General features: G+C 68.8%; 22 protein-coding genes. 15 read left to right on the top strand and 7 right to left on the bottom strand.

Going from position 1 to position 23,703, the window contains the following annotated elements:
- Nucleotides 1-95: 95 nt before the first annotated feature.
- Complete coding sequence (locus M6D93_RS07495) at nt 96-734, top strand: LysE family translocator (RefSeq protein WP_249773735.1); 639 nt, start codon at nt 96-98, stop codon at nt 732-734.
- Here the strand turns inward: M6D93_RS07495 and M6D93_RS07490 are convergent.
- From M6D93_RS07490 to soxR, 4 genes are all read right to left on the bottom strand, one after another.
- On the bottom strand, nt 715-1,497 hold the full coding sequence (locus tag M6D93_RS07490) for a uracil-DNA glycosylase (RefSeq protein WP_249773734.1): 783 nt from the start codon (nt 1,495-1,497) through the stop codon (nt 715-717). The two genes, M6D93_RS07495 and M6D93_RS07490, sit on opposite strands and share 20 nt — an antisense overlap.
- Nucleotides 1,494-2,516, bottom strand: coding sequence for a PfkB family carbohydrate kinase (locus M6D93_RS07485; RefSeq protein ID WP_347343571.1), 1,023 nt, complete (start codon nt 2,514-2,516; stop codon nt 1,494-1,496). Before M6D93_RS07485 ends, M6D93_RS07490 begins: the two co-directional genes overlap by 4 nt.
- Nucleotides 2,517-2,587: 71 nt before the next feature.
- Complete coding sequence (locus M6D93_RS07480; protein WP_249773732.1) at nt 2,588-2,992, bottom strand: TIGR03618 family F420-dependent PPOX class oxidoreductase; 405 nt, start codon at nt 2,990-2,992, stop codon at nt 2,588-2,590.
- Nucleotides 2,989-3,474, bottom strand: coding sequence for a redox-sensitive transcriptional activator SoxR (gene soxR, locus M6D93_RS07475; protein ID WP_249773731.1), 486 nt, complete (start codon nt 3,472-3,474; stop codon nt 2,989-2,991). Before soxR ends, M6D93_RS07480 begins: the two co-directional genes overlap by 4 nt.
- Nucleotides 3,475-3,553: 79 nt before the next feature.
- Between soxR and M6D93_RS07470 the strand changes: the two genes are divergently transcribed.
- From M6D93_RS07470 to M6D93_RS07420, 11 genes are all read left to right on the top strand, one after another.
- Entirely contained in the window at nt 3,554-4,291 is a 738-nt protein-coding gene (locus M6D93_RS07470) for an SDR family NAD(P)-dependent oxidoreductase (protein WP_249773730.1), read from the top strand.
- The gene (locus M6D93_RS07465) at nt 4,288-5,355 is read left to right on the top strand and encodes an S-adenosylmethionine:tRNA ribosyltransferase-isomerase (protein WP_249773729.1); all 1,068 of its coding nucleotides are present in this window, start codon (nt 4,288-4,290) and stop codon (nt 5,353-5,355) included. The genes M6D93_RS07470 and M6D93_RS07465 overlap by 4 nt, the downstream gene beginning before the upstream one ends.
- 65 nt (nt 5,356-5,420) lie before the next feature.
- On the top strand, nt 5,421-6,404 hold the full coding sequence (locus tag M6D93_RS07460; protein WP_249773728.1) for an ROK family protein: 984 nt from the start codon (nt 5,421-5,423) through the stop codon (nt 6,402-6,404).
- Nucleotides 6,395-7,660 (top strand): N-acetylglucosamine-6-phosphate deacetylase, encoded by a 1,266-nt coding sequence (nagA, locus tag M6D93_RS07455; RefSeq protein ID WP_249773727.1) that lies wholly within the window; start codon nt 6,395-6,397, stop codon nt 7,658-7,660. Before M6D93_RS07460 ends, nagA begins: the two co-directional genes overlap by 10 nt.
- Nucleotides 7,657-8,424, top strand: coding sequence for a trehalose-phosphatase (otsB, locus tag M6D93_RS07450; protein ID WP_249773726.1), 768 nt, complete (start codon nt 7,657-7,659; stop codon nt 8,422-8,424). The genes nagA and otsB overlap by 4 nt, the downstream gene beginning before the upstream one ends.
- A gap of 124 nt (nt 8,425-8,548) precedes the next feature.
- Nucleotides 8,549-9,568: an ABC transporter ATP-binding protein gene (locus M6D93_RS07445; RefSeq protein WP_249773725.1), complete on the top strand. Its 1,020-nt coding sequence runs from the start codon at nt 8,549-8,551 to the stop codon at nt 9,566-9,568.
- Nucleotides 9,565-10,326 carry an ABC-2 transporter permease gene (locus M6D93_RS07440; protein WP_249773724.1) on the top strand — a complete coding sequence of 254 codons (762 nt, stop codon included), beginning with the start codon at nt 9,565-9,567 and terminating at the stop codon, nt 10,324-10,326. The genes M6D93_RS07445 and M6D93_RS07440 overlap by 4 nt, the downstream gene beginning before the upstream one ends.
- A 202-nt stretch (nt 10,327-10,528) precedes the next feature.
- A complete protein-coding gene (locus tag M6D93_RS07435; protein WP_249773723.1) occupies nt 10,529-14,374 on the top strand; it encodes a multifunctional oxoglutarate decarboxylase/oxoglutarate dehydrogenase thiamine pyrophosphate-binding subunit/dihydrolipoyllysine-residue succinyltransferase subunit in 3,846 nt (1,281 codons plus the stop codon).
- Nucleotides 14,375-14,422: 48 nt separating this feature from the next.
- On the top strand, nt 14,423-15,427 hold the full coding sequence (locus M6D93_RS07430; protein ID WP_249773722.1) for a Gfo/Idh/MocA family protein: 1,005 nt from the start codon (nt 14,423-14,425) through the stop codon (nt 15,425-15,427).
- Nucleotides 15,428-15,604, top strand: coding sequence for a DUF6104 family protein (locus M6D93_RS07425; protein ID WP_249773721.1), 177 nt, complete (start codon nt 15,428-15,430; stop codon nt 15,602-15,604). It abuts the gene before it with no gap.
- Nucleotides 15,605-15,610: 6 nt separating this feature from the next.
- Nucleotides 15,611-16,822, top strand: a complete 1,212-nt coding sequence (locus tag M6D93_RS07420) for an FUSC family protein (RefSeq protein ID WP_249773720.1) — start codon at nt 15,611-15,613, stop codon at nt 16,820-16,822.
- 373 nt (nt 16,823-17,195) lie between these two features.
- Here the strand turns inward: M6D93_RS07420 and yczE are convergent, their stop codons facing one another.
- On the bottom strand, nt 17,196-17,921 hold the full coding sequence (yczE, locus tag M6D93_RS07415; protein WP_249773719.1) for a membrane protein YczE: 726 nt from the start codon (nt 17,919-17,921) through the stop codon (nt 17,196-17,198).
- A 162-nt stretch (nt 17,922-18,083) separates the two neighbouring features.
- Between yczE and yczR the strand changes: the two genes are divergently transcribed.
- On the top strand, nt 18,084-19,565 hold the full coding sequence (yczR, locus tag M6D93_RS07410) for a MocR-like transcription factor YczR (protein ID WP_249773718.1): 1,482 nt from the start codon (nt 18,084-18,086) through the stop codon (nt 19,563-19,565).
- Between the two features lie 181 nt (nt 19,566-19,746).
- Here the strand turns inward: yczR and M6D93_RS07405 are convergent, their stop codons facing one another.
- Both M6D93_RS07405 and M6D93_RS07400 read right to left on the bottom strand, forming a co-directional pair.
- On the bottom strand, nt 19,747-20,916 hold the full coding sequence (locus tag M6D93_RS07405; RefSeq protein ID WP_249773717.1) for an NAD(P)-dependent malic enzyme: 1,170 nt from the start codon (nt 20,914-20,916) through the stop codon (nt 19,747-19,749).
- Between the two features lie 338 nt (nt 20,917-21,254).
- Nucleotides 21,255-21,659, bottom strand: a complete 405-nt coding sequence (locus M6D93_RS07400; RefSeq protein WP_249773716.1) for a S24 family peptidase — start codon at nt 21,657-21,659, stop codon at nt 21,255-21,257.
- A gap of 110 nt (nt 21,660-21,769) precedes the next feature.
- On the opposite strand from M6D93_RS07400, the gene sodN reads away from it, so the two are divergent.
- Both sodN and M6D93_RS07390 read left to right on the top strand, forming a co-directional pair.
- The gene (sodN, locus tag M6D93_RS07395; protein WP_249773715.1) at nt 21,770-22,168 is read left to right on the top strand and encodes a superoxide dismutase, Ni; all 399 of its coding nucleotides are present in this window, start codon (nt 21,770-21,772) and stop codon (nt 22,166-22,168) included.
- Nucleotides 22,169-22,427: 259 nt separating this feature from the next.
- Entirely contained in the window at nt 22,428-23,636 is a 1,209-nt protein-coding gene (locus M6D93_RS07390) for a S53 family peptidase (protein ID WP_249773714.1), read from the top strand.
- The last annotated feature ends 67 nt before the right edge of the window (nt 23,637-23,703 follow it).

The raw sequence follows: 23,703 nt of genomic DNA, 5'->3' as shown, positions 1-23,703 counted from the left end.
GCGGCGGGCACAGTTTGCGATGCTGCCACGGCCCAGGCTAGCCAGAGCGACCCCGGAAGGCGATATCCGGTGGCGTGACTTCGTAGCATCGGTTCATGCCGATTCCCACGCAGCTACCGGCGTTCATCGTTGCCGCGGTCATCCTGATCGTGGTCCCGGGGCCCAGCGTGCTCTTCGTCGTCAGCCGTGCCTTGGAGCTGGGCCGCGGCGGCGCCCTCGTCACCGTCATCGGCAATGCCCTCGGCCAATTCGTACAGGTCGTCGCCGTCGCCCTCGGCGTCGGCGCCGTCGTCGAGCGGTCGATCACGATCTTCACCGTGATCAAGCTGGTCGGTGCGGCCTACCTCGTTGTCCTGGGCGTCCAGGCCCTGCGTCACCGGCGCGAACTCGGTTCGATACTCGCCCACGAGTTTCGGCCGCGCCCACGCCGCAGAATCTTTGCCGAAGGGTTCGCCGTCGGGGTGGCCAACCCCAAATCCATCGTGTTCTTCGCGGCTGTCCTTCCCCAGTTCGTCGACCGCGCTGCCGGTCGGGCGCCGATACAGATGCTGCTTCTGGGAATGGTCTTCCTGCTCATCGCGCTGGTCTCCGACGGCGCTTGGGGCCTTGCCGCCGGCACCGCCAGACACCACCTCGCACGGTCGCCGCGGCGCTTGGCCGGACTCGGCGGCACGGGCGGCGTGATCATGATCGGGATGGGTGCTCGACTTGCGCTCACCGGACGGCGCGACTGATTCCGCCTCCATCGCCGTCGAGTCGTGATCGGGTCTGAACAACGAGTCCCGCATACCCGGCGGCCCGGCCCAGCACGTCCTTCAGCATCGCCGGCGTGAGTCGGCCGGTGAACGTGTTCTGCTGGCTGACGTGGTACGAGCCGAACAGCCGGATCGAGCCGTTTCCGGCGGCGGAGGCGATCTCGTACTCGACCCCGTGGCCGAACGCCGGCCGGGGCCGTGGGACCAGCCACCCAGCGTCGGTCAACACCGGCAGCAATGCCTGCCAACCGAAGCGCCCGAGCACCACGATCGCGCGCAGGTCCGGTCGGAGCAGCTGAAGCTCACGGGTCAGCCATGCGGAACAGGTGTCGCGCTCGGCCGTCGACGGCTTGTTGTCAGGCGGCGCGCAGTGCACCGGCGCGGTCATCCGCACCCCGAACAGCCGCATGCCGTCCTGGGCCGAGTTCGATTCCGCCTGGCTGGACAGGCCGAGTTCGTGGAGTGCGGCGAAGAGCACGTCACCTGAGCGGTCACCGGTGAACATCCGTCCCGTCCGATTGGCACCGTGCGCCGCCGGCGCGAGGCCGACGATGGCCAGCCGGGCATCGGCGGGCCCGAAGCCGGGAACTGCTCGTCCCCAGTACTGCTGGTCGCGAAAGGCGGCGCGACGGGTCCGGGCGACCTCCTCCCGCCATTCGACCAGGCGGGGGCAAGCCCGGCAGTGGACCAGTGCAGCGTCGAGGTCGTCGAGGCGGTGGACGGAACCGGCCGCCTCGCTCATGCGTCCGAGCCCCGTGCGATGGTGGCACTGGCGCGCCGGACGGCGCGACTCGGACCGCCCGGAATGACCTCGGCCAGGAATCCGTATCGCTGTGCGAGATCGGCCGCCGAGCCTGACCCCGCCGCAGCCTGCAGTCCCACGGCGGCCAGCCAGTCGGCCAGGTCGCCCCAGCCCGGCGCCGCCAGGGACCCGCCGACCTGCTGAACGGACAGGGCCGCGCAGAGATTGGCGAACGCCATTCGCTGGCGCAGGCCCCACCCCCGCAGCGTGCCCAGGACGAACGAGGCCGCGAAGACATCGCCCGCCCCGGTGGCGTCGACCGCATTGACCGGGAGCGAGGGCACCCATTCCTCCTCGCCGGTGACCGAATCGATGCCGATGGACCCCTGACCGCCGCAGGTGACCACGACGACCGGAACGCTGTCGGCGAGCTGGGACAGGGCGGCGCGCGGATCGTCGGTGCGGGTGTAGGCCATCGCCTCGACGCTGTTGGGCAGGAAGGCGTGCAGATAGCGCAGCTGTTCCAGCACGGCCGGGGACCACACCTGGCTGGGGTCCCAGCCGACGTCGCCGAACAGCCGCATCCCCGCATCCGCGGCGGCAGCAACCCAGGGCTCGACGTCGTGGCCGAGGTGCACCACTCCGGCCCGGGCATCCGGAGGATCGGTGAGCAACGCGCCCACCTCGGCCGGCGCCGGATGGCTGTGCGTCACCATCGCTCGGTCCCTCTGCACGGCAAGGGAAACGGTCACCGGCGAATGCCACGCGGTGATCCGGCGTGAGAGCGACAGATCGACCCCTTCCTGGTCGGCCAGCGTTCGCCACAGGAAGTCGCCGTAGACGTCGTCGCCGAAAACCGCGGCCAGCCCGGTGCTCAGGCCGAGCCGGCTAGCCGCCACGGCGAGGTTCGCGATGCCACCCGGGCACGAGCCCATCCCAGGCGCAAGCAGCTCGGTGCCGTTGGAAGGCAGCGCCGGCAGACCGGTGAGGACGATGTCGAAGAACACCGTGCCCTGCATGACGACGTCGAACCGCGGACCGCGCACCCGGCCAGCCTATTCGCCGCCGGCGAGCGGCCCAGGGCGCCAGGTCAGTGCGGGCCGAGAATCCGGTCGACGGCGATCTCGATGACCACACGCTGCGGATTCGGTCGCGGCACGCGGTAACGCGCCGCATAACGCCGCTCCGCCTCGGCGACATCGGCGGGATCATCGAGCACCCGTGCTCGGCCCTCGAGGGTGTTCCAGCGTCGGCCGTCGACCTGGCAGACGGCAGCCCTGACCAGGCCACTCGCCGTCGAGACATTGCGCGCCTTGCGTGAAGCGGCGGAGCAGATGACGCGGGCGAGCAGGGTGTCGGGGTCGAAGGTGAGTCCCACTGGGACCACATGAGGCGAACCGTCCGGGCGCAGCGTGGTCAAGGTCGCGAGATGGCGTTCGCTGAAGAAAGCCAGGAAATCGGATGACAGCGATGCGGGCAATTCCGACGTGGTCACGGCGTCGCTCCAGGCTCGGGCTCCGGCGGGCGGCGGAGCAGCGGCGGCAGGTAGGCAGCCCCGCCCGATGGAGCGTACCGAGCGGCGATGTCGGCCGGATTCGACATGGCGCATGCCTTCAGCGACAGGCAACCGCAACCGATGCAGGACTGCAGGCCGTCCCGCAACGCCTCCAGAGCCGTGATCTGCTCGTCCAACCGGTGCCGCCAGTCGCGCGAGATCCGACCCCAGTCCGCCTTCGTCGGCGTGCGGCCGGCGGGGAGCTGGGCCAGTTCGACGCGAACCTCCTGCAGGCTCAACCCGACGTTGCGCGCGGCACGGATGAAGGCCAGCCGCCGAAGCACGCTGCGCTGGTAACGACGCTGACCCCCCGAGGTACGGGAGGCCTCGATGAGACCCTCCCGCTCGTAGTAGCGCAGCGCGGAAGCGGCGAATCCGGATCGGTGCGCGATCTCGGACACCGTGAGCACTTCCGAGGGCATGACCACGATGGTACTTGACTTGAAGCTGACTTCAACTTTAAAGATGCAGGGGTATTCATCGTCGATCACTGGAGGTTCGATGTCTGTCGCCGTCATCACGGGTGCCAGCTCAGGGCTCGGACGCGCTCTGGCCCGCCGGCTGGCCGAACAAGGCTGGCAGCTCGTGCTCGATGCCCGTAACCCGCAACCGCTCTACCGAACGGCCGATGAGCTCGCCGTGCACACCACCGTCACCGCCGTGGCCGGCGACGTGACCGAACCGCGGCATCGCCACGCCCTCGCGCAAGCGGCCGGGTCCTTCGGTGGCGTGGACCTGCTCGTCAACAACGCCAGCAGCCTCGGCCCGACTCCACTGGCCGGCATGACCGAGCTCGAACCGGCGACTTTCGAGCTGATCCTGCGAACGAATGTGGTGGCGCCGCTGGCGCTCATCCAGCTTCTGCGGCCGTGGTTGCGGGCCAGCGCGGTCGTCGTCAACATCTCCTCCGATGCCGCGATCGAGCACTACCCGAGCTGGGGCGGCTACGGCGCGTCGAAGTCAGCCCTCGATCACCTGAGCGCCACGCTGGCCACGGAGGACCCCCGGCACCGCTACTACGCCTTCGACCCGGGCGACATGCGGACGCCGATGCACCAAGCAGCCTTCCCGGGCGAAGACATCAGCGACCGTCCCTGGCCCTTGATCGTGGTGCCGGCGTTACTTTCGCTGTACCGCGACCGACCTGCCAGTGGCCGCTATCGAGCGGCTGACCTTCAGGTCCCGGCGGGCGCCCCCGCGCCGCAGCCGGACGCGACGGTGGGCGGACGGCGCGGATGACGGCGCTGGTACCGGTCGCGCGAACGCAGTTCCGGCTCCCGGACGAGCTGACCGCCACCGAGCCGGCCGAGGCTCGTGGTCTGGCGCGCGACGAGGTCCGGCTGATGGTGGCCCGTCCCAGCGGCATAACCCACCGCCGGTTCCGCGATCTGCCCGAGGCGCTGCGTCCTGGTGACCTCGTTGTCGTCAACACGTCCCAAACCGTCGCGGCCCAACTGGACGGGGTGGACGCGAGCAACGGGCCCGTCGTGGTGCATCTGGCCATCGAACTCGACGATGGCGACTGGGTGATCGAGCTTCGCACCGCCCCGGACGCTGCCCGGCCGGTCCTGCTGGCCGAGCCAGGACGGCGCGTGGTGCTCGACCGCCAGCTCGAGCTTGTTCTGGTCGCCCCCTATCCACGCGCGGACGGATCTCCGACCGGTTCCGGGAGTCGATTGTGGCGGGCGCGCGTTCAGGGCACCGGCAGCCTGAGCGGTCTGCTTGCCACCCGAGGCCGTCCGATCAGCTATGGCTACCTGAGCCGGCGATGGCCGTTGAGCGACTATCAAACGGTGTTCGGCAACGTTCCGGGCAGCGCTGAGATGCCCAGCGCGGGCAGACCCTTCACTGATCGACTGGTCACCAGGCTGCTGACGGCCGGCGTCGCGGTCGCGCCGATCCTGCTGCACACCGGGGTCTCCTCGCAGGAAGCGGGCGAGCCTCCGCAGGCCGAACGCTTCGAAGTGGGGCGGGCAACCGCGGAGCTGGCCAACCTCACCCGGGCCCGTGGGAACCGGGTCATCGCGGTAGGCACAACGGTGACCCGGGCCCTGGAATCAGCCACCGACGCCGGCGGCCGGGTCCACCCGGCGGCCGGGTGGACGGATCTCGTGATCGGCGGGCGCCGACCGGTCCGGCTGGTTTCGGGGTTGATCACCGGCTGGCACAACCCGGAGGCCTCGCACCTGCTCCTGGTCGAAGCGGTCGCCGGATCGGCGCTGGCGCAGCAGGCTTACGCGGCCGCGGTCTCGACGCGCTACCGATGGCATGAGTTCGGTGATTCCTGCATATTCCTGCCCTGACCGGACTGGCCCCAGAGGTCTAGACCAGCCGTCGGCGCCGGAACCGGGTCTGGGACCATTCGGTGATGTACATCGACAAGGCCGAGCAACCCGGACCGGCCGTGACGGCGATCGACCTCGGGGGAACCGCGATGAAGGGGTCGGTCTGGGACCGCGCGGGTCGGGAGCTGTTGCGCCGGGACCGGCCCACCCCGGTCGCCGCGGGAGTGCTCGCGATCGTCGCCGCGGTGGTGGACCTGCATCACGAACTCGTGTCCGCACTGCACGAACAGGACCCTGAACTCTCGGTGCAGGCGTTGGGGCTGATCTGCCCCGGTCTGGTCGATCCGCGAGGCGGAATCGCCCTGTACTCGGCGAACCTGGGGTGGCGGGACCTCCCCTTGCGCGAGCTGGTGTCCGCTGCACTGGCGATGCCGGTCTCACTCGACCACGACGTGCGCTCGGCCGGACGTGCGGAGGCAGAGTTCGGAGCCGCCCGGGGGGTGTCCGAGGCACTCTACGTCCAGATCGGGACGGGCATTGCTGCCACGCTGATCATCGGGGGCGAGGTCCTCGTGGGCAGCCGGGGACGAACGGGCGAGATCGGTCATGTGCCGGCCCGCCCCGACGGGGAGCCGTGTGCCTGCGGGCAACGCGGCTGCACCGAGACCTACGCGAGCGCGGCGGCAATCGCCCGCCGCTACCGCAGCCGCACCCGCGAACCGGCGGGCCTCGGTGTCGAGATCGATGCGGGGATCGACGCCGAAGTCGTCATCGCCCGGGCGGCCGCCGGCGACGACGCCGCCCGGCAGGTGTTCGACGAGGCGATCCAGGCCCTGGCGATCGCCCTCGCCGGCTACACGATGCTGGCCGATCCCGAACTGATCGTGCTCGGCGGTGGCCTGTCGCGCGCGGGTGCGTTGCTCATCGATCCGCTGGCAGCCGAGCTCACGGCCCGGCTGACCTGGCGGGAACCTCCCCGGATCACGATCGGGGCCTTCGCCGCCGACGCCGGACGGCGCGGCGCAGCTCAGGCCGCCCTCCGACTCCTGTCCCCGGCATGGCAGTGACCGCGGCGGCGGCACCGGTAGTCCTCACCGGCGCGCGCGTCGTCACCACGGACACCGTGCTCGACGACGGCTGGATCGCCTGTGACGACGGCAAGATCGCCGAGGTCGGAGCCGGTGCTCCCCCGATGTCCGCCACGATCCGCCAACTGAGCGGCGGCTGGCTCGTCCCGGGATTCGTCGATCTGCACTGTCACGGCGGGGCGGGTGCTTCCTTCGCGTCGGCCGATCCGGCCCAGGCCCGGACCGCGGCGGCCTTTCACACCCGGCACGGCACGACGACCATGCTCGCGTCGCTGGTCACGGCGGGCCCGGGCGAGCTGATCCGGCAGATCCAGGTACTCCGCGCGGTCGTCGAGGCCGGCGATACCGCGGTGGTGGGCATCCACCTCGAAGGACCGTTCCTGTCCGCGCACCGTTGCGGGGCCCACGATCGCCGCCTGCTGATCGATCCCGACGAGTCCTGGTTGCGGCGCTGGCACGAGGCCGCCGGCGGAGCGCTGCGGATGGTCACCATCGCACCGGAACTTTCCGGCGCGCTCGAGCTCATCGGCGTCATGACGGCACTGGGGACGGTCGCCGCGATCGGGCACACCGACGCCGACTACGACACCGCACTGGCCGGATTCCGAGCGGGGGCCAGCGTCGCCACGCACCTGTTCAACGGCATGTCCGGCGTGCACCACCGTCGTCCCGGACCGGTGCTGGCGGCACTGGAGTCCGCAGCGATCTGCGAGATCATCAACGACGGCGCTCACGTCCATCCGTCGATGGCCAGGCTGGTTCACCGCTGGAATCCACAGCTGCTGGCGCTCGTGACGGACGCGATCGAGGCGGCCGGGCAGGGCGACGGCAGCTATGAACTGGGCGGGCAGTCGGTCACCGTCACCGACGGCGTGCCCCGAATCTCGTCCCGGTCGAACGTCCCGAACGGTGACGGTGACGGTGACGGTGACGGTGACGGTGACGGTGACAATGCCGGTGACGGTCACGGTGACGGTCACGGCGGCTCCCTCGCCGGCAGCACGCTGACGCTCGACCAGGCACTGCGGCGCGCGATCACCGAGGTCGGCCTGTGCATGGTCGACGCGGTCCGCGCGGTCGCCACCACGCCGGCTCGCGCGCTCGGCCTGGAACATCGGCTCGGTCGCATCGCGCCCGGGCTAGCCGCAGATCTCGTCTGGCTCGATGAGGATCTGCGCGTCGGCGCCGTGCTGCGCGCGGGCCGTCAGGTGCACGGCGCTACCGTCGAGCTGTGACCGGTACCGACGACTTTCCCCCGCCCGATCTGGCTCATACCGTGATCGGGCTCGATTTCGACGGCACCCTGTCCGAGATCGTGCCCAATCCCGACGCGGCCCGCGCCGCCGACGGAACAGCACAGGCACTGGCGGTGCTCGCCGCGGCCGGGGCGCGAATCGCCATCGTGACCGGCCGCGACGCCGAAACCGTGCTCCGTCTCAGCGGATTGTCGGCGGTGCCCGGACTCGTGGTGTCCGGATTGCACGGCGCTCAGTGGTGGCGCGACGGACAACTGCGCAGCCGGGACGAACCGCCGGGCATCGCCCAGCTCCGGGCACAGTTGCCGCCGGTGCTCGAGCGTGCTGACCCTGGCGTCTGGCTCGAGGACAAAGGCCTTTCGCTCGTCGTGCACACCCGTCGCGCCGCCGATCCGGTCACCGAGCTGGATCGGCTGCGCCCGGAGGTGAGGACACTGGCCGAGGCGGCTGGTCTGCAGGTCGTCGACGGCAAGGGTGTGCTGGAGATCCGGATTCCGCAGCTGTCGAAGGCGGATGCGGTCGCCGAGCTGCTCACCCCCGACGTTCGCACTGCCGTCTTCGGTGGCGACGACATCGGCGATCTGCCGGCCTTCGAGCAGTTGCGCCGATGGGCACGGCAAACGGGCGGGCACGCCTACGCGGTCGCGGTCGGCGACGTCGCCGAGGTACGGGCCGCCGCCGACCGGTGCTTCGACGATCCGGCGGACCTGGTGCGCTGGCTGCGCCAGTTGGGTCAGCGCTGAGCCACACTCCGGCCGCGGGGCGAGCGCCGGGCCGGCCGTCGGCAAGGTCAACACTGGCAGCAGCCTGAGAACGCCTGCATCGTCACTCAGCCGTCCCGTCCGCCGGGTCTGTTTGGATGGCGCCATGACTGTCGCCTCCCAGCCGCCCGCATCCGGTCACGAGCTGGCGCCCGAAGGCCGAATCGTCATCGACAACCTCACCAAGGTGTTCGGCCAGCAGCGCGCGGTCGACCAGCTGAGCTTCACCGTCGAGCCGGGTTCGGTCACCGGCTTCCTCGGGCCGAACGGTGCGGGCAAGACCACGACCCTGAGGATGCTGCTCGGCCTGATCGCGCCGACATCAGGCGTGGCCACCATCAACGGCGTCAGCTATCACGAACTTCCGCTCCCGCTGCAGACGGTCGGCGCGGCGCTCGAGGCCTCCAGTTTTCATCCCGCGCACACCGGTCGGCAGCACCTGCAGATCTACGCCGCGGCGGCCGGCCTGCCCTCCCGGCGCGCGGACGAGGTCCTCGACATCGTCGGCCTCAGTGGCGCGGCGACGAAGAAGACCAAGGGTTACTCGATGGGGATGCGCCAGCGCCTGGGCTTGGCCGCGACTCTGCTGGGCGACCCGCGCGTGCTGATCCTCGACGAACCGGCCAACGGCCTGGACCCGGAGGGCATCCGGTGGCTGCGCGGCTTCTTCCGTCACCTGGCCAGCGAAGGCCGCACCGTGCTGGTGTCCAGCCATCAGCTGGCCGAGATCCAGGAAGTCGCCGACCGAGCCGTCATCCTCAACCGTGGCCGGCTCGTACGCGCCGGCACCCTCGCCGAGCTGTCGCGGGGTACGTCGACCGCGATCGTGCGGGGTCCCGACCTCGCTCCCCTGCAGCAGGCCCTGGCCGGCGCCGGGTTCACGGGGAGCACCGACCCGGACGGATCGATGCGGGTCCGCGCGGACGAGCTCACCCACATCGGGCACCTCGCCTTCATCAACAACGTCGAGCTGCACGAGCTGAGCCTGGAGGCTTTCGACTTGGAGAAGCTGTTCTTCACCCTCACCGAAGGTGCTCATCAGGGCCAGCAGTTCGACGGTGTCGACACGCGGGCCGCGGCATCCGGCGGCCAGCATCCCGGCGCATCGACGGGGGATCTCCGATGATCAACCTGCTCCGGTCCGAGGTCCTCAAGATCCGAAGCACCCAGGTCTGGATCTGGATGATGGTCCTGGTCGTGGCGATCACCGTCGCGGCGACGCTGGCGAGCGTGCTGTCGATCAGCGCCGATACGCCCACCGACGGCATCGACTACTTCGGCATCTGGACCAACTTCGGAGTGGCCGGGGTCGCGTTGCTGGTGCTCGGCATCCTGGGCCTGACGACCGAGTTCCGGCACAAGACGATCACGCCGACCCTGCTGGCCACTCCGAACCGCCTGCAGCTGCTACTCGGCAAGGCGCTGGGCTACGTCGTCTTCGCGATCCCCTACGGCGTGGTGTGCCTGCTGATCAACCTCATCACCGCCTGGATCTGCCTGCGGGCCAAGGGGCTGCCGGTGCAGTTCGGCGACGGTGCGGTGAGTGGCATGGTCCGCAGCCTGCTCGGGCTCGTCCTGCTGGCCTTCTTCGGTTTGGGGCTCGGTGCGCTCGTGCGTAACCAGGCGGCCGCCATGGTCGTGGGAATCCTCTACCTCAGCGTGCTGAACCTGCTCTTCGCAGGCATCCCGTGGATCCGGCGCGTCTACCTCTACGAACCCGCCGGCGCCCTGCGGGCGTTCACCTCGAGAGACCAGAACAACTACGACCTCAGCACTGACGTATTCCACGTCGTGCCATGGGCGGGCGGACTCATCCTGCTCGCCTGGTGTCTGGTGTTCCTCGGCCTCGGCTACCTGGTGAGTCTGAAGCGGGACATCAGCTGAGCGGGCGTTTAGTCCACGTTGTGAGCTAGGGCACCGAGATAATCCGCTGACAAGCGGCTCAGGTCACAGTGCTGAGCGGTGACCGCGCGTAGTCTTGTTAACCGGGTCGTGACTTGAGCTGTGAGAAAGATCTCCTCCCAGCCCTCCCGTCCGCGGCCCGAACTCGCAGGCAACGCTCTCTCCTCAAAGGTGGCCGAACGTCGTGACCGTGCAGTCCTCGACTGGTGAACCGTCCGTTTCCGAGCCCGACTTCGGCGCCAACGAATGGCTCGTCGAGGAGATGTACGAGCGCTATCTCGCGGACCCGAAGACCGTCGACGCCGCCTGGCACGACTTCTTCGCCGATTACCGACCGCCGGTCGGCGGCGCGAGCGGGTCCACCTCGAACGGCCGGGCGGCCGCAACGGCCGATCCCGAGGCTCAGGCTGCTGCGGTCACCGAGGCCGCCACAGTCTCCCCCGGCGCGGCAGCCAGTACGGCGGCCAGCAGTGCCGCCAGCACCGCCGCCGGTGCCGCCAGTGCCGCCAGCACCGCCAGTGCCGCCGATTCGTCCGGCCAGACCGGCGCACCGAACGCGGCCGGCAGCGCCGCCGCGGCCCCCTCCAACGGGACGAGCAAGTCCGCCGGCGCGCATGCCGCCCCGGCGGAAGCCACCCGGCCGTCCTGGACCACCCCGACCGTGGCGCCCGTGGCCGCGGACTCGGCCGGCAGCATCACGACATTGCGCGGTGCGCCGGCGCGAGTCGTGCAGAACATGCAGGCCTCGCTGGAGATCCCGACCGCGACCAGCGTGCGCGCCGTCCCGGCCAAGCTCATCGCCGACAATCGGATCGTCATCAACAACCACCTCCGTCGAGCTCGCGGCGGCAAGATCAGCTTCACCCACCTGATCGGCTACGCGGTGGTCAAGGCTCTGCGGACGCACCCCGAGATGAACAACTCCTTCGCGCTCACCGCTGAGGGCAAGCCGGCGATGGTGACCCCGGAGCACGTCAACTTCGGCCTCGCGATCGATCTTCCCGGCAAGGACGGTGCCCGTTCGCTGGTGGTCGCGAGCATCAAACAGGCCGAGACGATGGATTTCGCCGGTTTCTGGGGCGCCTACGAGGACATCATCCGCCGGGCGCGTGCGGGCAAGCTGACGGCCGACGACTTCGCCGGTTCGACCATCAGCCTGACCAACCCTGGCACCATCGGCACGAACCACTCGGTGCCGCGGCTGATGCAGGGCCAAGGCACGATCATCGGCGTCGGCGCGATGGAATACCCCGCGCAGTACAGCGGTATGAGCGAGGAATCGCTGACTGCCACGGCCATCAGCAAGATCATGACCCTGACGTCCACCTATGACCATCGCATCATCCAGGGCGCGCAGTCAGGGGAGTTCCTGCGACGCATCCACGAGCTGCTGCTCGGCGGGGACGACTTCTACTACGAGATCTTCCGGTCGCTGCGGATCCCCTACGAGCCGGTCGTGTGGCTGACCGACCGCGAGTTCACCCACGAGGGTCAGATCGACAAGGCCGCGCGGGTCGTCGAACTCATCAACGCCTACCGGTCCTCCGGTCACCTGATGGCCGACACCGACCCGCTGGAGTTCAAGATCCGGAACCACCCGGACCTGGACATCACCAAACACGGCCTGACCTTGTGGGATCTGGACCGCGAGTTCCCCGTCGGTGGCTTCGCCGGCCAGAAGCTGATGAAGCTGCGCGACATCCTCGGTGTGCTTCGTGACGCCTACTGCCGACGGGTCGGCGTCGAGTACATGCACATCATCGATCCGGAGGAACGCGCCTGGATCCAGCAGCACATCGAGATCAAGAACGACGCTCCGACCCGCGATGAACAGAAGCACATCCTGTCGCGGCTCAACGTGGCCGAGGCCTTCGAGACGTTCCTGCAGACCAAGTACGTGGGCCAGAAGCGGTTCAGCCTCGAAGGTGGCGAGACCGTCATCGCCCTGCTCGATGCTGTGCTGTCCGCCGCGGCCGAGCAGGAGCTGGACGAGGTCGTGATCGGCATGCCGCACCGCGGCCGGCTGAACGTGCTGGCCAACATCGTCGGCAAGCCCTACGCCAAGATCTTCAACGAGTTCGAGGGCAACATCGACCCGGGAACCGCGCAGGGTTCAGGCGATGTGAAATACCACCTCGGCGCACACGGGACGTACAACTCCCCCAGCGGTAAGCAGATCGACGTCGAGCTGACCGCCAATCCGTCCCATCTGGAAGCGGTCAACCCTGTGCTGGAAGGGATCGTCCGCGCCAAGCAGGACGAACTCGACAAGGGCGAGAGCGGCTTCACCGTCCTGCCGTTGCTGATGCACGGCGACGCGGCCTTTGCCGGTCAGGGCGTGGTGGCCGAGACGCTGAACCTCTCCCAGCTTCGCGGATATCGCACCGGTGGCACGGTGCACGTCGTCGTGAACAACCAGGTCGGCTTCACCACGTCACCGTCGGCATCCCGCTCCAGCCTGTACTGCACCGACATCGCGCGGATGATCTCGGCACCGATCTTCCACGTCAACGGCGACGACCCCGAGGCGTGCGTACGGGTCGCCCGAATGGCAGTGGACTACCGGCGGACGTTCAAGAAGGACGTCGTCATCGACATGGTCTGCTACCGGCGCCGCGGGCACAACGAGGCCGACAACCCCTCGTTCACGCAGCCGCTGATGTACGACATCATCGACAACAAGCGCAGCGTCCGAAAGCTGTACACCGAGGCGCTCATCGGCCGCGGCGACATCACCCTCGCCGACGCCGAGGAGGCGCTCAAGGACTTCCAGGCCCAGTTGGAAAAGGTGTTCCTCGAAACCCGGGGCGCGACCGGCCGGCCGACGCCCGAGCCTGTCATGGAATCGAGCAAGGCCCCCCGCGAGATCCAGACCGCCATCTCGGCCGAGCTGATCAAGACCATGGGTGAGCTGTACGCCAACCACCCGGAGGGCTTCACGATCCACCCGCGGCTCAAGCCTCAGATCGACCGACGGGTCGCGATGACGACCGGCGGCGACGTGGACTGGTCCACGGCCGAGTTGCTGGCGTTCGGGTCCCTGACGGTGGACGGGCATTCGGTCCGGCTCGCCGGGCAGGACTCGCGTCGCGGCACCTTCACGCAGCGGCACGCGGTCCTCATCGACCGGCACAACGGCGAGGAGTACACCCCGCTGCGCTACATCCCCAACCAGACCGCGCAGTTCCGCACCTACGACTCGCTGCTGAGTGAGTACGCGGCGATGGGCTTCGAGTACGGCTATTCAGTGGCCAACCCGAACGCGCTGGTCTGCTGGGAAGCGCAGTTCGGGGACTTCGCCGACGGGGCGCAGACCATCGTCGACGAGTTCATCGCCAGCGGTGAGGCCAAGTGGGGCCAGCGGTCCTCGGTGACCCTGTTGCTGCCGCACGGCTACGAAGGTCAGGGACCGGACCACTCCTCCGGCCGACCGGAACGGTTCCTGCAGTTGGCGGCCGAGAACAACATGAACATCGCGATGTGTTCGTCTCCGGCCAACTATTTCCACTTGTTGCGTCGCCAGGCCCTGACCGACGTCCGACGTCCGCTCATCGCCTTCACCCCCAAGTCATTGCTGCGCTTGAAGGCGGCCGTCAGCCAGCTCGAGGAGTTCACCTCCGGCACCTTCCGTCCGGTCATCGGCGACCCTGCCGTGGACCCCAGCGGGGTGAGCCGGGTCGTGCTGTCCAGCGGAAAGATCTATTACGACCTCGTGCACGCCCGGACCGAGGCCAAGCGCAGTGATGTCGCGCTGGTCCGGGTCGAGCAGCTGTACCCGCTCCCGGGCGAGGAGATCAGCGCCGAACTGGCCAAGTACCCCAATGCCCAGCTGATCTGGGCGCAGGAGGAGCCGGCCAACCAGGGCGGCTACCCGTTCATCGCGCTCAACCTGCCTGAGGTGCTCTCCGGGCACGGCGACAACCGGCCCATCTACCGGGCCTCGCGCAAGCCGTCGGCCTCGCCCGCTGTGGGTTCGGCCAGCATTCACGAGGCCCAGCAGCGCGAAGTCGTGGCCACGGCGCTCGGATAGCGAGCGAGGACCGCGCAACTCGCTGGGGCGGTCAACTAGGTTTGGGACATGCCGACACCTCTGCCTGACGACCGTCCGATCCGCTGGGGCCTCCTCGGGGCCGGCGGTATCGCCCACACGGTCGCCCGCGACATCGTCATGACCGACGGCAACGTCGTCGCCGCCGTCGCCGCTCGCAGCGCGCAACGAGCAAGCGCCTTCGCCTCCGAGTTCGCCGGCTGCCGGGCCTACGGTGACTACGAGCAACTCGTCAACGACGACGGCGTCGACGTGGTCTACGTCGCCACGACTCACCCGCACCATCGCGAACACGCACTCATGGCGATCGCTGCGGGCAAGCCGGTCCTCATCGAGAAGCCGGTCGCCCTGACCGCGGCTCACACGGCCGAGATCTTCGAGGCCGCAAAACAGGCCGATGTGTTCGCCATGGAAGCAATGTGGATGCGCACCAATCCCCTGATCCGCAAGGCCGAAGCGCTCGTCGACGCCGGAGCGATCGGAGACGTCCGGGGCGTGCGCGCCGAGTTCGGGCTCGGCCTGCGCTTCGACCCCGAACATCGGCTTTACGACCTGGCCAACGGCGGCGGTGCACTGCTCGATCTGGGCGTGTATCCGGTCACCTTCGGCTACCTGTTCCTCGGTCAACCGGAGTCGGTGGCGGTCACCGGCAGCCTTGCCGCTTCCGGCACGGACGAGACCGTCGCGATGCAGTGGCGTTGCGCCGACGGGTCGACCGCTCAGTTGTGGTGCTCGGCCCCGGTGAGCTCGCCCAATCGCGGAGCCATCTACGGCACCGAGGGCTGGATCCTGACCGAGGGTCAGGCGCACCGACCGACCGGCCTCATCGTCCACGGCCGCGACGGTGTCCATCACATCGACGATCCGATTGCCGGACAGGGGTCGGGCTACGGGCCGGAAATCGCCGAGGTAGGACGCTGTCTGCGAACGGGGCTCAGCGAGAGCCCGCTGATCCCGCACGCCGATACCATCGCGATCATGGGGCTGCTCGACCACGCCCGTGCCGAGCTCGGCGTGCGTTACCCGGGAGAGTAGATGTACTTCACCGATCGAGGCATCGAGGAACTGCAATCGCGCCGCGGCGAGGAGGAGGTGAGCCTCGACTGGCTGGCCCAGCGCCTGCAGACGTTCGTCGACCTCAATCCCGATTTCGAGATCGCGATCGAGCGGTTCGCGACGTGGCTGGCCCGAGCTGACGACGAACTCGACTAGAGCGCCATGCCCGAGGTCCTGTCGCGCTGGCCCGGTGTCCGCAGCCGGATCGACCAGCTCCGGGCGCGGTTGCGCCAGGTCGGGCTGCGGGAAAGCCTGTCCATCGAGCGGGAGGTCATCCGCCGGATCCTGAAGTCGACGCTGGCCGCTACCCTGTCGTGGCTGGCGGCTGAGGCGATCCACTCGCCCCGACCTGCTCTCGCGGCGCTGGCCGCGATCATCGTCCTGCAAATCACGGTCCGCTCGTCGTTGGCACGCAGCATCCAGCTCACCGTGGCGGTCACCGTCGGCCTCGGCGCATCGATAGCCCTGGGCCACCTCCTCGGCGTGAGCTGGTGGTCGATCGGGCTGGTCGTCCTGCTCGGCCTGATCGTTGGGGAACTGCTCCGGCTCGGACCGCTGTCGGGACAGGTGGCGATCTCGGCCATGCTCGCGATCTCGCTGGGCAACGGCTACGGCCTGCAGCGGACGATCGACACCGCGATCGGGGCGTTCATCGGGGTCCTGGTGAACGTGGTCATCAGCCCGGCCTCCTACGTCTCCGAGGCCGGTCGCACGATGCGCACGCTCGGCGAAGATCTCGGAGCCCTGCTATCGGACATGGGCAGCGGACTGCACCGCCAACCCGGGCAGGAGCACTATCGCCGCTGGCTGTCGCGGGCGCGCGACCTGTCAGCCGATTCCCGCAGCGCGATCGCCACCGTCAAACAGGGCGAGGAGAGCCTGCAGTTCAATCCCCGCGCGCGGCGCGAGCTCGATCAGCTGACTCGCCAGAGTGAGGCTCGTCGCGCGCTCGACCACGCGATCAACCAGACCCGTGGGATCGCCCGCAGTCTGCTCGATCTGCCGCCGGAGAGCACGGATGAGGATCTGGCGCGGGCGTTACCGGTGCTGGGTGATCTGTTGTCGGAGGCAGGCCGGGCGATGTCGGCGTTCGGCCGTCTGCAGCAGGATCCGTTGGCCGACGCCGATCGCGCTGAGCTGATCCGGATTCCATCCGAGGCACGCGAACTCTCGCAGCGGGCGGTCCGTGCCCTGGGTCGGGTGCCGACCGAACTGGACGACAGCGACTCCGAAGCCGGACGTTTGCTCATTTCGATCTTCGTCGATTCCGAGCGGCTCATCAGAGAGGTGGACATAACCTCCGGGGCTCATCGGAGTGCGATCGCCGAGGCAGATGCCGACCCGGTCACGCGTGGGCGGTCGGCGCAGGCCTAGCACCCTCGAACGAGCCGCCGGAGGGCCGACCGGCCGCTCGGTCGGGGGCTCGACCGGCCGCTGGGTCGGGGGCTCGACCGGTCGCTCGGTCGGCGGCTCGGTCGGCGGCTCGGTCGCCACGTCGCGCAAGCTCATTCAGCGGTGATCGCTGCCGGCGCTGAGGGCCAGCAGGGCCAGCGCGGCAAGGCAGACGATGAGAAGGATTGTTCCGGAGCCGGTCATCGTGATCATTGGTTCACCTCTGTCTCAACAGGTGCGGGTTTACCTACCCACCCATCATGCCCTCGAAATTTACACAAAGGCAAATTTGTACAGCGTAACGACGGTCACGGGCGATTGTGTCTACCAGGCGAACGTCGAGTGACCGTGCGTCCTACTGCGCTTCAGGACCTTGCAATGGCAGCACGCTCGCCGCAGCCGGCTCCACCCGCCGAACGCCGAACGCGCGGAGGAACAGCTGAGCGAGCGGGCCGATCAAGACCGCGAACAGCACCGTGCCGACTCCCACCGTGCCGCCGAGCGCCCATCCCGAGGCCAGCACCGTCAGCTCCAGCACCGTGCGGGTGAGCCGGATCGACAAGCCGAGCCTGGCCGACCATCCCGTCATCAGCCCGTCCCGGGGCCCAGGTCCCAGTCCGACCGAGATGTACATGCCCGTGGCCAGACCGCAGAGCAGGATTCCCCCGAGCAGCAAGGCGAATCGCGCGGCGAAGGCATCTGGAGCAGGCACCACGGCGATCGTCACATTCATGGCGAAGCCCACCATGAAGACATTGCTGACCGTTCCGAGGCCGGGGCGCTGGCGGATCGGAATCCAGGCCAGCAGCACCAGCGCACCGACGATGATGGACACGACGCCGATCGACAGATGCACGCGCGAGGCAACCCCCTGATGCAGGACGTCCCACGGGTCCAGTCCGAGATTGGCCTGCACCTGCAGGCCGCCCGACACGCCGTAGAGGGCCAGGCCGACGTAGAGCTGGATCAGTCGTCGCGACCAACGGAGCGCCGCACGGCGAGGCGGCACGTCGGCGCCGGGCTCTGCCGGAACCGGCAGCGGCTGCGGCACCGGGCTGGGCATGGGCGTCGGCACAGGCATGGGCACCGGCGTGGGCGTGGGAGGCGTCGACGTCACACCATCCATCATCCAGGCCACTGCCGGTCGTTGTACGAGTCCAATACGGCACTACTGGTCTGGATTCGGTGCAGTTTCGTCAGTAGGAGACTGCCGTTCCCGGGCCAATTGTGCCAAGCTGGCCCGGTGTTGAGCAACGCTCCGATCGGAACCCGCACCCTGCTGGGCCTGCTGCCAGATCTGTCCGAACAACCTGGCCCCCGCTACCGCGCGCTCAGCAACGCGCTGGCCGCTCTCTTGCTGGACGGGCGGGTGTCGCCAGGATCGCGGTTGCCCTCCGAGCGTGATCTGGCCCGCGAGCTCAAGCTGAGCCGGGCGACCACGACAGCAGCTTTCGACGCACTGGCGGCCGACGGGCTGCTCATTCGGCGGCAAGGGTCTGGCAGCTACCTGACCCTTCCCGCGGCGGCCCGGATGGCCGGACCCGGCTCCCGCATCGCGCGCCGCCCCGGGGACGCAGCCCTGGTAGATCTGTCCATCGCAAGCCTGCCAGCGATCGCCGGTGTGATGGGTCCGGCAATGGCAGCCGTGACCGAGGACGTCGCGCGCTACGCGACCCGTGACGGCTACTACCCCTACGGCATCCCGGAACTTCGGGAGGCGGTCGCCGAGCGCTACCGCCGGCGGGGCGTGGCCACCACGCCGGAGCAGATCCTGATAACCAACGGTGCGCAGCACGGTCTCGATCTCGTACTGCGCGTGGGGATCGGCCCCGGCGATCGGGTCGTCACCGAACTGCCGAGCTATCCCGGGGCGCTGGAATCGTTGCGGGCCCACGGCGCCCGCCACGTGCCCGTCCCGCTGTCGATGAGCATGACCGAAGGCCGCTGGGAGCTGCCCAGCTTCGCCGCGGCGCTGCGTCAGAGCTCGCCCCGGCTGGCCTATCTGATCCCCGACTTCCACAATCCGACCGGTGCGCTGGGCGACGGTGCGACCAGGGCCGAGATCGCCCATGCCGCCCGGCGCTCGGGGACACGGCTGATCGTCGACGAGTCCTTCGTCGACATCGACCTGCGCACCGAGGCCGAACGCGGCGACAGCGCACGTCCCATCGTCGCCATGGCCGAGTTGGACGAGTCCGTCATCAGTCTGGGCTCGCTGTCCAAGCCCATCTGGGGCGGCCTGCGGGTCGGTTGGATCCGCACCGATCCCGACACCGTGCAGCGGCTCGCCGCGGCGCGAGCGCGTAACGACATGGCGGGGCCCGTCATCGAACAGCTCATCGCACATCACCTGCTGGCCGACCTCGACGCGTCCCTCATGCAGCGGCGGGACAGCCTTCGACAGCAACGAGATTGCCTGCTCGCCTCGCTGGCCGAGCTGCTACCGGCCTGGCGTCCCAGCCGGGCGCTCGGCGGGCTGTCGATCTGGATCGAGCTCGATCACGCCGGCGCAACTCCGCTGTCACATCTGCTGGAGCATCGCGGGCTGCTGCTGAGTCCAGGTTCGAGATTCGCGGCGGACGGAACGTTGGAGCGCCAGCTTCGGCTGCCGTTCGCCCTGCCGCAAGACGTGCTCCGGCGTGCCGTGGAGACCATCGCCGAGGCTTGGGGTGAACTCGAACCCGGCCGCTTGCCGGGCGATGCCGGTTCGCTGGTCACCGCGTAAGCCCTCCGTCGCCACACCCGTTGACGTTGCCCTTGTTGCATCGCCACACCCGTTGACGTTGCCCTTGTTGCGTCGCCACACCCGTTGACGTTGCCCTTGTTGCGTCGCCACACCCGGCAACAAGGGCAACGTCAACGACAAGAACCCAGCAACAAGGGCAACGTCAACGACGGGACTCGAGCTAGACCCGTGCGACGCCGTCTCGACGCGCCTGCTCTGCGACCGCAACCCGGACCGCCGGCGTGACCCGCGGATCGAAGGGCGTGGGCACCACACAGTCCGGGCTGAGCTCGTCGGCGACCACCCCACCTATCGCATCCGCCGCAGCGAGCTTCATGCCCTCGGTGATCTCCCGGGCACCGGCGTCGAAGGCCCCGGCGAAAACCCCGGGGAACGCGAGCACATTGTTGATCTGGTTGGGGAAATCGCTGCGTCCGGTCGCCACGACCGCGGCATGGCGGTGAGCCACCTCCGGATGGATCTCCGGGGTCGGATTGGCCAGGGCGAAGACGATCGCGTTCGGCGCCATTTCGGCGACCGCGTCCTCGGCGACCACGCCAGAACTCACACCGATGAAGACATCCGCCTTGACCAGGGCGTCTTCGAGCGAACCCGCCAGACCGGCATGATTCGTCTCGGCCGCGAGTTCCTGCTTGACGGCGTTGAGGTCATCCCGACCCGGGTGCACGATGCCGCGTGAGTCAGCAACTGCGAGGTCACCGATGCCTGCAGCCAGCAGGATCTTCGCGCACGCCACTCCGGCCGCCCCCGCGCCGGAGACGACAACCCGCAACTCCGACAGCTGTCGCCCCGTGATGCGCGCGGCGTTGCGCAGCGCGGCCAGAACCACGATCGCCGTTCCGTGCTGGTCGTCGTGGAAGACCGGGATGGGCAGCAATTCCCGCAGCCGCCGCTCGATCTCGAAACAACGAGGAGCCGAGATGTCCTCCAGGTTGATGCCGCCGAAGGATGGAGCGATCCGGACGACCGTGTCGACGATTTCGTCGGTGTCCTTGGTCGCCAGCACGATCGGCACGGCGTTCACGCCGGCGAACTGCTCGAAGAGCGCGGCCTTACCCTCCATGACCGGCAGCGCGGCCGCGGGGCCGATATCACCGAGGCCGAGCACGGCGGTCCCGTCGCTGACCACCGCCACGAGCCGTGACCGCCAGGTATAGGTGCGAGCCAGCGACTCATCAGCCGCGATCGCCGCCGACACCTGCGCCACGCCGGGGGTGTAGGCCAGCGACAGGGAGGCACGATCGATGAGTGGCATGGAGCTGCGCACGCTGAGCTTGCCGCCGACATGGCAGGTGAAGACGGGGCTTTCGGGATCGAACGTCTGCGTCATTGCAGCACTCCGAGTCGGTCGAGGGGCTGAGAGGCGGGTACGGGGAGACGGGTACAAGGGGACGGCTACGAGGGACAGGTATGAGGGGCGACGACCGCGAGGCGGCGAGTTCGCAACCGCCGACACCGAGTCGGTCCTACGGCGGGTGGAACACCGTCTCGCGCGGGTTGAGCCCGACGTCGAAGGGTGGGTGTCGCACGAGGGTCATCGCCTGTGGGCGGATCGCTCGGCTACGACAACGGGGGTCGCCCGTGCGGGTCAGTGTGGCACGTTTCGACCAGCCTGAGCAGGCGCGACATCACACCGTGAGCAATGCCACCCGCGGCCGGCCAGGCTGATCAGAGGCCTTGCGGTGAATCACCGATCCGCTCGGGCCACCGGCAAGCGCGGGCTGCCCCCCGCCTCCGCCGCGTCCCTCCGTGCAGGGCGCGCCCGGCACTGCCTCGACGCGGCGAACCCGGCCAGAAGCACACCGCCACCGCATGCACCCGAGCGACGCCGAGTTCGTCCGAAGCACTGCCCGCGGCGGCGTTGTCGCTGCTCAGCCACCAACCTCCGTCCTGACTGCGTACGACGCGCTTGATCACCAACAACCCAGGGCGACGGGCGAACTCCGCGAGGACGACGTGGCCCGGCTGAGGACGGCGCCCATGTCGAACCAGCACGCGGTCGCCGTTCCAGAGCGTGGGCGTCATCGACTGCCCGCTGACCGTGATCAGCTGATAGGGCAGGACGAATCGCATGGCCCAATGCTGCCCGATCTCGTCGATGTGGGCGGGAGTAGGGTCGCGTTCGTGGCGGCCGCAAGAGGTGCCTGCCGCGCATAAACGTTCGGGACCCAGAAGGAGCTGTCATGCGCTTGCTGCGTAGCACGACCACTGCTTCGGCACACTGCGACCTGCCCTGCGGCGTGTACGACCCCGCCCAGGCTCGCATCGAGGCCGAGTCGGTCAAGGCCATCATGGAGAAGTACCAGGGCAACGAAGACCCGGTGTTCCGCACCCGTGCGCTGATCATCAAGGAGCAGCGCGCCGAGCTGGTCAAGCACCACCTGTGGGTGCTGTGGACCGATTACTTCAAGCCGCCGCACTTCGAGAAGTACCCGCAGCTTCACGAGCTGTTCAACAAGGCCACCAAGGCCGCCGGCGCTGCTGGTGGAAAGGGTTCCGTAGACCCGGCCGAGGGCCAGGCCCTGCTGGACCTCATCGCCCAGATCGACACCATCTTCTGGGAGACCAAGAAGGCCGCCTAGGCCTCTGCACCCCCAAAAACGGGCTTCATGGCGGTTGGACCGCCAGCAGTTCACAGCGAGTCCGCGAGCCCTCGAGGGCCGCATCCGAGATCGACCGGATGCGGCCCTCGTCGCATGCACGCGTGCCGTCCGGGTTCGCCCCCAGCGATCTTCTGAATCCGGCATGACGGACAACTCTGGACAATTCACAAATCGGCTCTAGCCTGGAGGCACCGTCAGCACCCGACGAGGGCTGGGTGCGCCGATCTCAAGGAGACCGATGAAACGACTGCGAATCCTCGCGCTACCCGTAGCTGCCGCACTGAGCGTGGTGGGCTTCCTCGCGCCGGGTGCTGCCTCGGGTGCCGCGCCTGACCCGGCAGGAGCTGCCGCCCCACACGTCACCCAAGGCGCTCGCCACGCCGCACGGACCTGCGCCGCCGCCGCGACCAAGGGCTACGCCGCGTGCAACGCTCTGGTGCGGGTGGACGCGAACGGCAGGCCCGCGGCCCAGTCCGCCCCGGCGGGCCTCAACCCGGCCGACATCCGGTCGGCCTACGCCCTGACCGCGGCGAACAGTGGCGGCCGGACCGTGGCCATCGTCGACGCGTACAACGATCCGACCGCGGAGTCCGACCTGGGGGTGTACCGGTCCACCTTCGGACTGAGTGCCTGTACGACGGCAAACGGCTGCTTCCGGAAGGTGAGTCAATCGGGTGGCAGCAAGCTCCCCCGGACCGACGCGGGCTGGGCGACCGAGATCAGCCTTGATCTGGACATGGTCTCGGCGACGTGTCCGGACTGCAAGATCCTGCTCGTCGAGGCCACGACACCGTCCTTTACCAATCTCGCGGCCGCGGTGAATTACGCCGCTGGCCGAGCGGGTGTAGTGGCCATCAGCAACAGCTACGGCGGTAGTGACAGCTCGCCACTGTCTGCCTACAACCATCCCGGCATCGCAATCACCGCCTCGACCGGTGACGCCGGCTACGGCATCGAGTCGCCGGCCTCCTTCGACTCCGTCGTGGCCGTCGGCGGAACCAGCCTGACCCGCGCCGGCGGTACCGTACGAGGTTGGTCCGAAGCAGCGTGGAGTGGCGCCGGCAGCGGTTGCTCGAGCCTCAACGCGAAACCGAGCTGGCAGAGCGCGGCAACCCAATGCTCGGGCAAGGCCAACGCCGACGTCTCCGCGGTGGCCGACCCGGCGACCGGCGTCTCGGTGTACGACAGCACGCCGTACCAGGGTTCCTCGGGCTGGGCGGTGTACGGCGGCACCAGCGCCGCGTCGCCCATCGTGGCATCGGTGTATGCGCTCTCGGGCAACACCAGCGGCTACCCCGCGTCCTACACGTGGTCGCAAGCCGGCTCGCTGAACGACGTGACCACGGGCTCCAACGGAAGCTGCCCGACCAGAGTGTGGTGCACGGCAGGCACGGGCTGGGACGGTCCGACCGGGCTGGGAACGCCGAAGGGCACCAGCGCCTTCTGATCCGACGCTGAAACCACGACCGTGGGTGCGGCTCGGGGCCGTAGTGGCCCGTGAGTGGCCCGCGCCG

It is taken from the genome of Jatrophihabitans telluris, from assembly GCF_023516435.1.
In the GTDB taxonomy this organism is placed as follows: Bacteria; Actinomycetota; Actinomycetes; order Mycobacteriales; family Jatrophihabitantaceae; genus Jatrophihabitans_A; species Jatrophihabitans_A telluris.
The sequence above is the reverse complement of the archived record's forward strand: the minus strand, read 5'-3'. Positions and strand labels throughout refer to the sequence as shown.

Coding starts and splice junctions, on each gene's coding strand:
- M6D93_RS07495 (WP_249773735.1), top strand. CDS start 96: ATGCCGATTCCCACGCAGCTACCGGCGTTCATCGTTGCCGCGGTCATC.
- soxR (WP_249773731.1), bottom strand. CDS start 3,474: ATGCCCTCGGAAGTGCTCACGGTGTCCGAGATCGCGCACCGATCCGGA.
- yczE (WP_249773719.1), bottom strand. CDS start 17,921: ATGCCTGTGCCGACGCCCATGCCCAGCCCGGTGCCGCAGCCGCTGCCG.
- nagA (WP_249773727.1), top strand. CDS start 6,395: ATGGCAGTGACCGCGGCGGCGGCACCGGTAGTCCTCACCGGCGCGCGC.
- M6D93_RS07400 (WP_249773716.1), bottom strand. CDS start 21,659: ATGCGATTCGTCCTGCCCTATCAGCTGATCACGGTCAGCGGGCAGTCG.
- M6D93_RS07390 (WP_249773714.1), top strand. CDS start 22,428: ATGAAACGACTGCGAATCCTCGCGCTACCCGTAGCTGCCGCACTGAGC.
- M6D93_RS07460 (WP_249773728.1), top strand. CDS start 5,421: ATGTACATCGACAAGGCCGAGCAACCCGGACCGGCCGTGACGGCGATC.
- M6D93_RS07465 (WP_249773729.1), top strand. CDS start 4,288: ATGACGGCGCTGGTACCGGTCGCGCGAACGCAGTTCCGGCTCCCGGAC.
- sodN (WP_249773715.1), top strand. CDS start 21,770: ATGCGCTTGCTGCGTAGCACGACCACTGCTTCGGCACACTGCGACCTG.
- M6D93_RS07445 (WP_249773725.1), top strand. CDS start 8,549: ATGACTGTCGCCTCCCAGCCGCCCGCATCCGGTCACGAGCTGGCGCCC.
- M6D93_RS07490 (WP_249773734.1), bottom strand. CDS start 1,497: ATGAGCGAGGCGGCCGGTTCCGTCCACCGCCTCGACGACCTCGACGCT.
- M6D93_RS07430 (WP_249773722.1), top strand. CDS start 14,423: ATGCCGACACCTCTGCCTGACGACCGTCCGATCCGCTGGGGCCTCCTC.
- M6D93_RS07440 (WP_249773724.1), top strand. CDS start 9,565: ATGATCAACCTGCTCCGGTCCGAGGTCCTCAAGATCCGAAGCACCCAG.
- M6D93_RS07425 (WP_249773721.1), top strand. CDS start 15,428: ATGTACTTCACCGATCGAGGCATCGAGGAACTGCAATCGCGCCGCGGC.
- M6D93_RS07485 (WP_347343571.1), bottom strand. CDS start 2,516: ATGCAGGGCACGGTGTTCTTCGACATCGTCCTCACCGGTCTGCCGGCG.
- M6D93_RS07470 (WP_249773730.1), top strand. CDS start 3,554: ATGTCTGTCGCCGTCATCACGGGTGCCAGCTCAGGGCTCGGACGCGCT.
- M6D93_RS07420 (WP_249773720.1), top strand. CDS start 15,611: ATGCCCGAGGTCCTGTCGCGCTGGCCCGGTGTCCGCAGCCGGATCGAC.
- M6D93_RS07405 (WP_249773717.1), bottom strand. CDS start 20,916: ATGACGCAGACGTTCGATCCCGAAAGCCCCGTCTTCACCTGCCATGTC.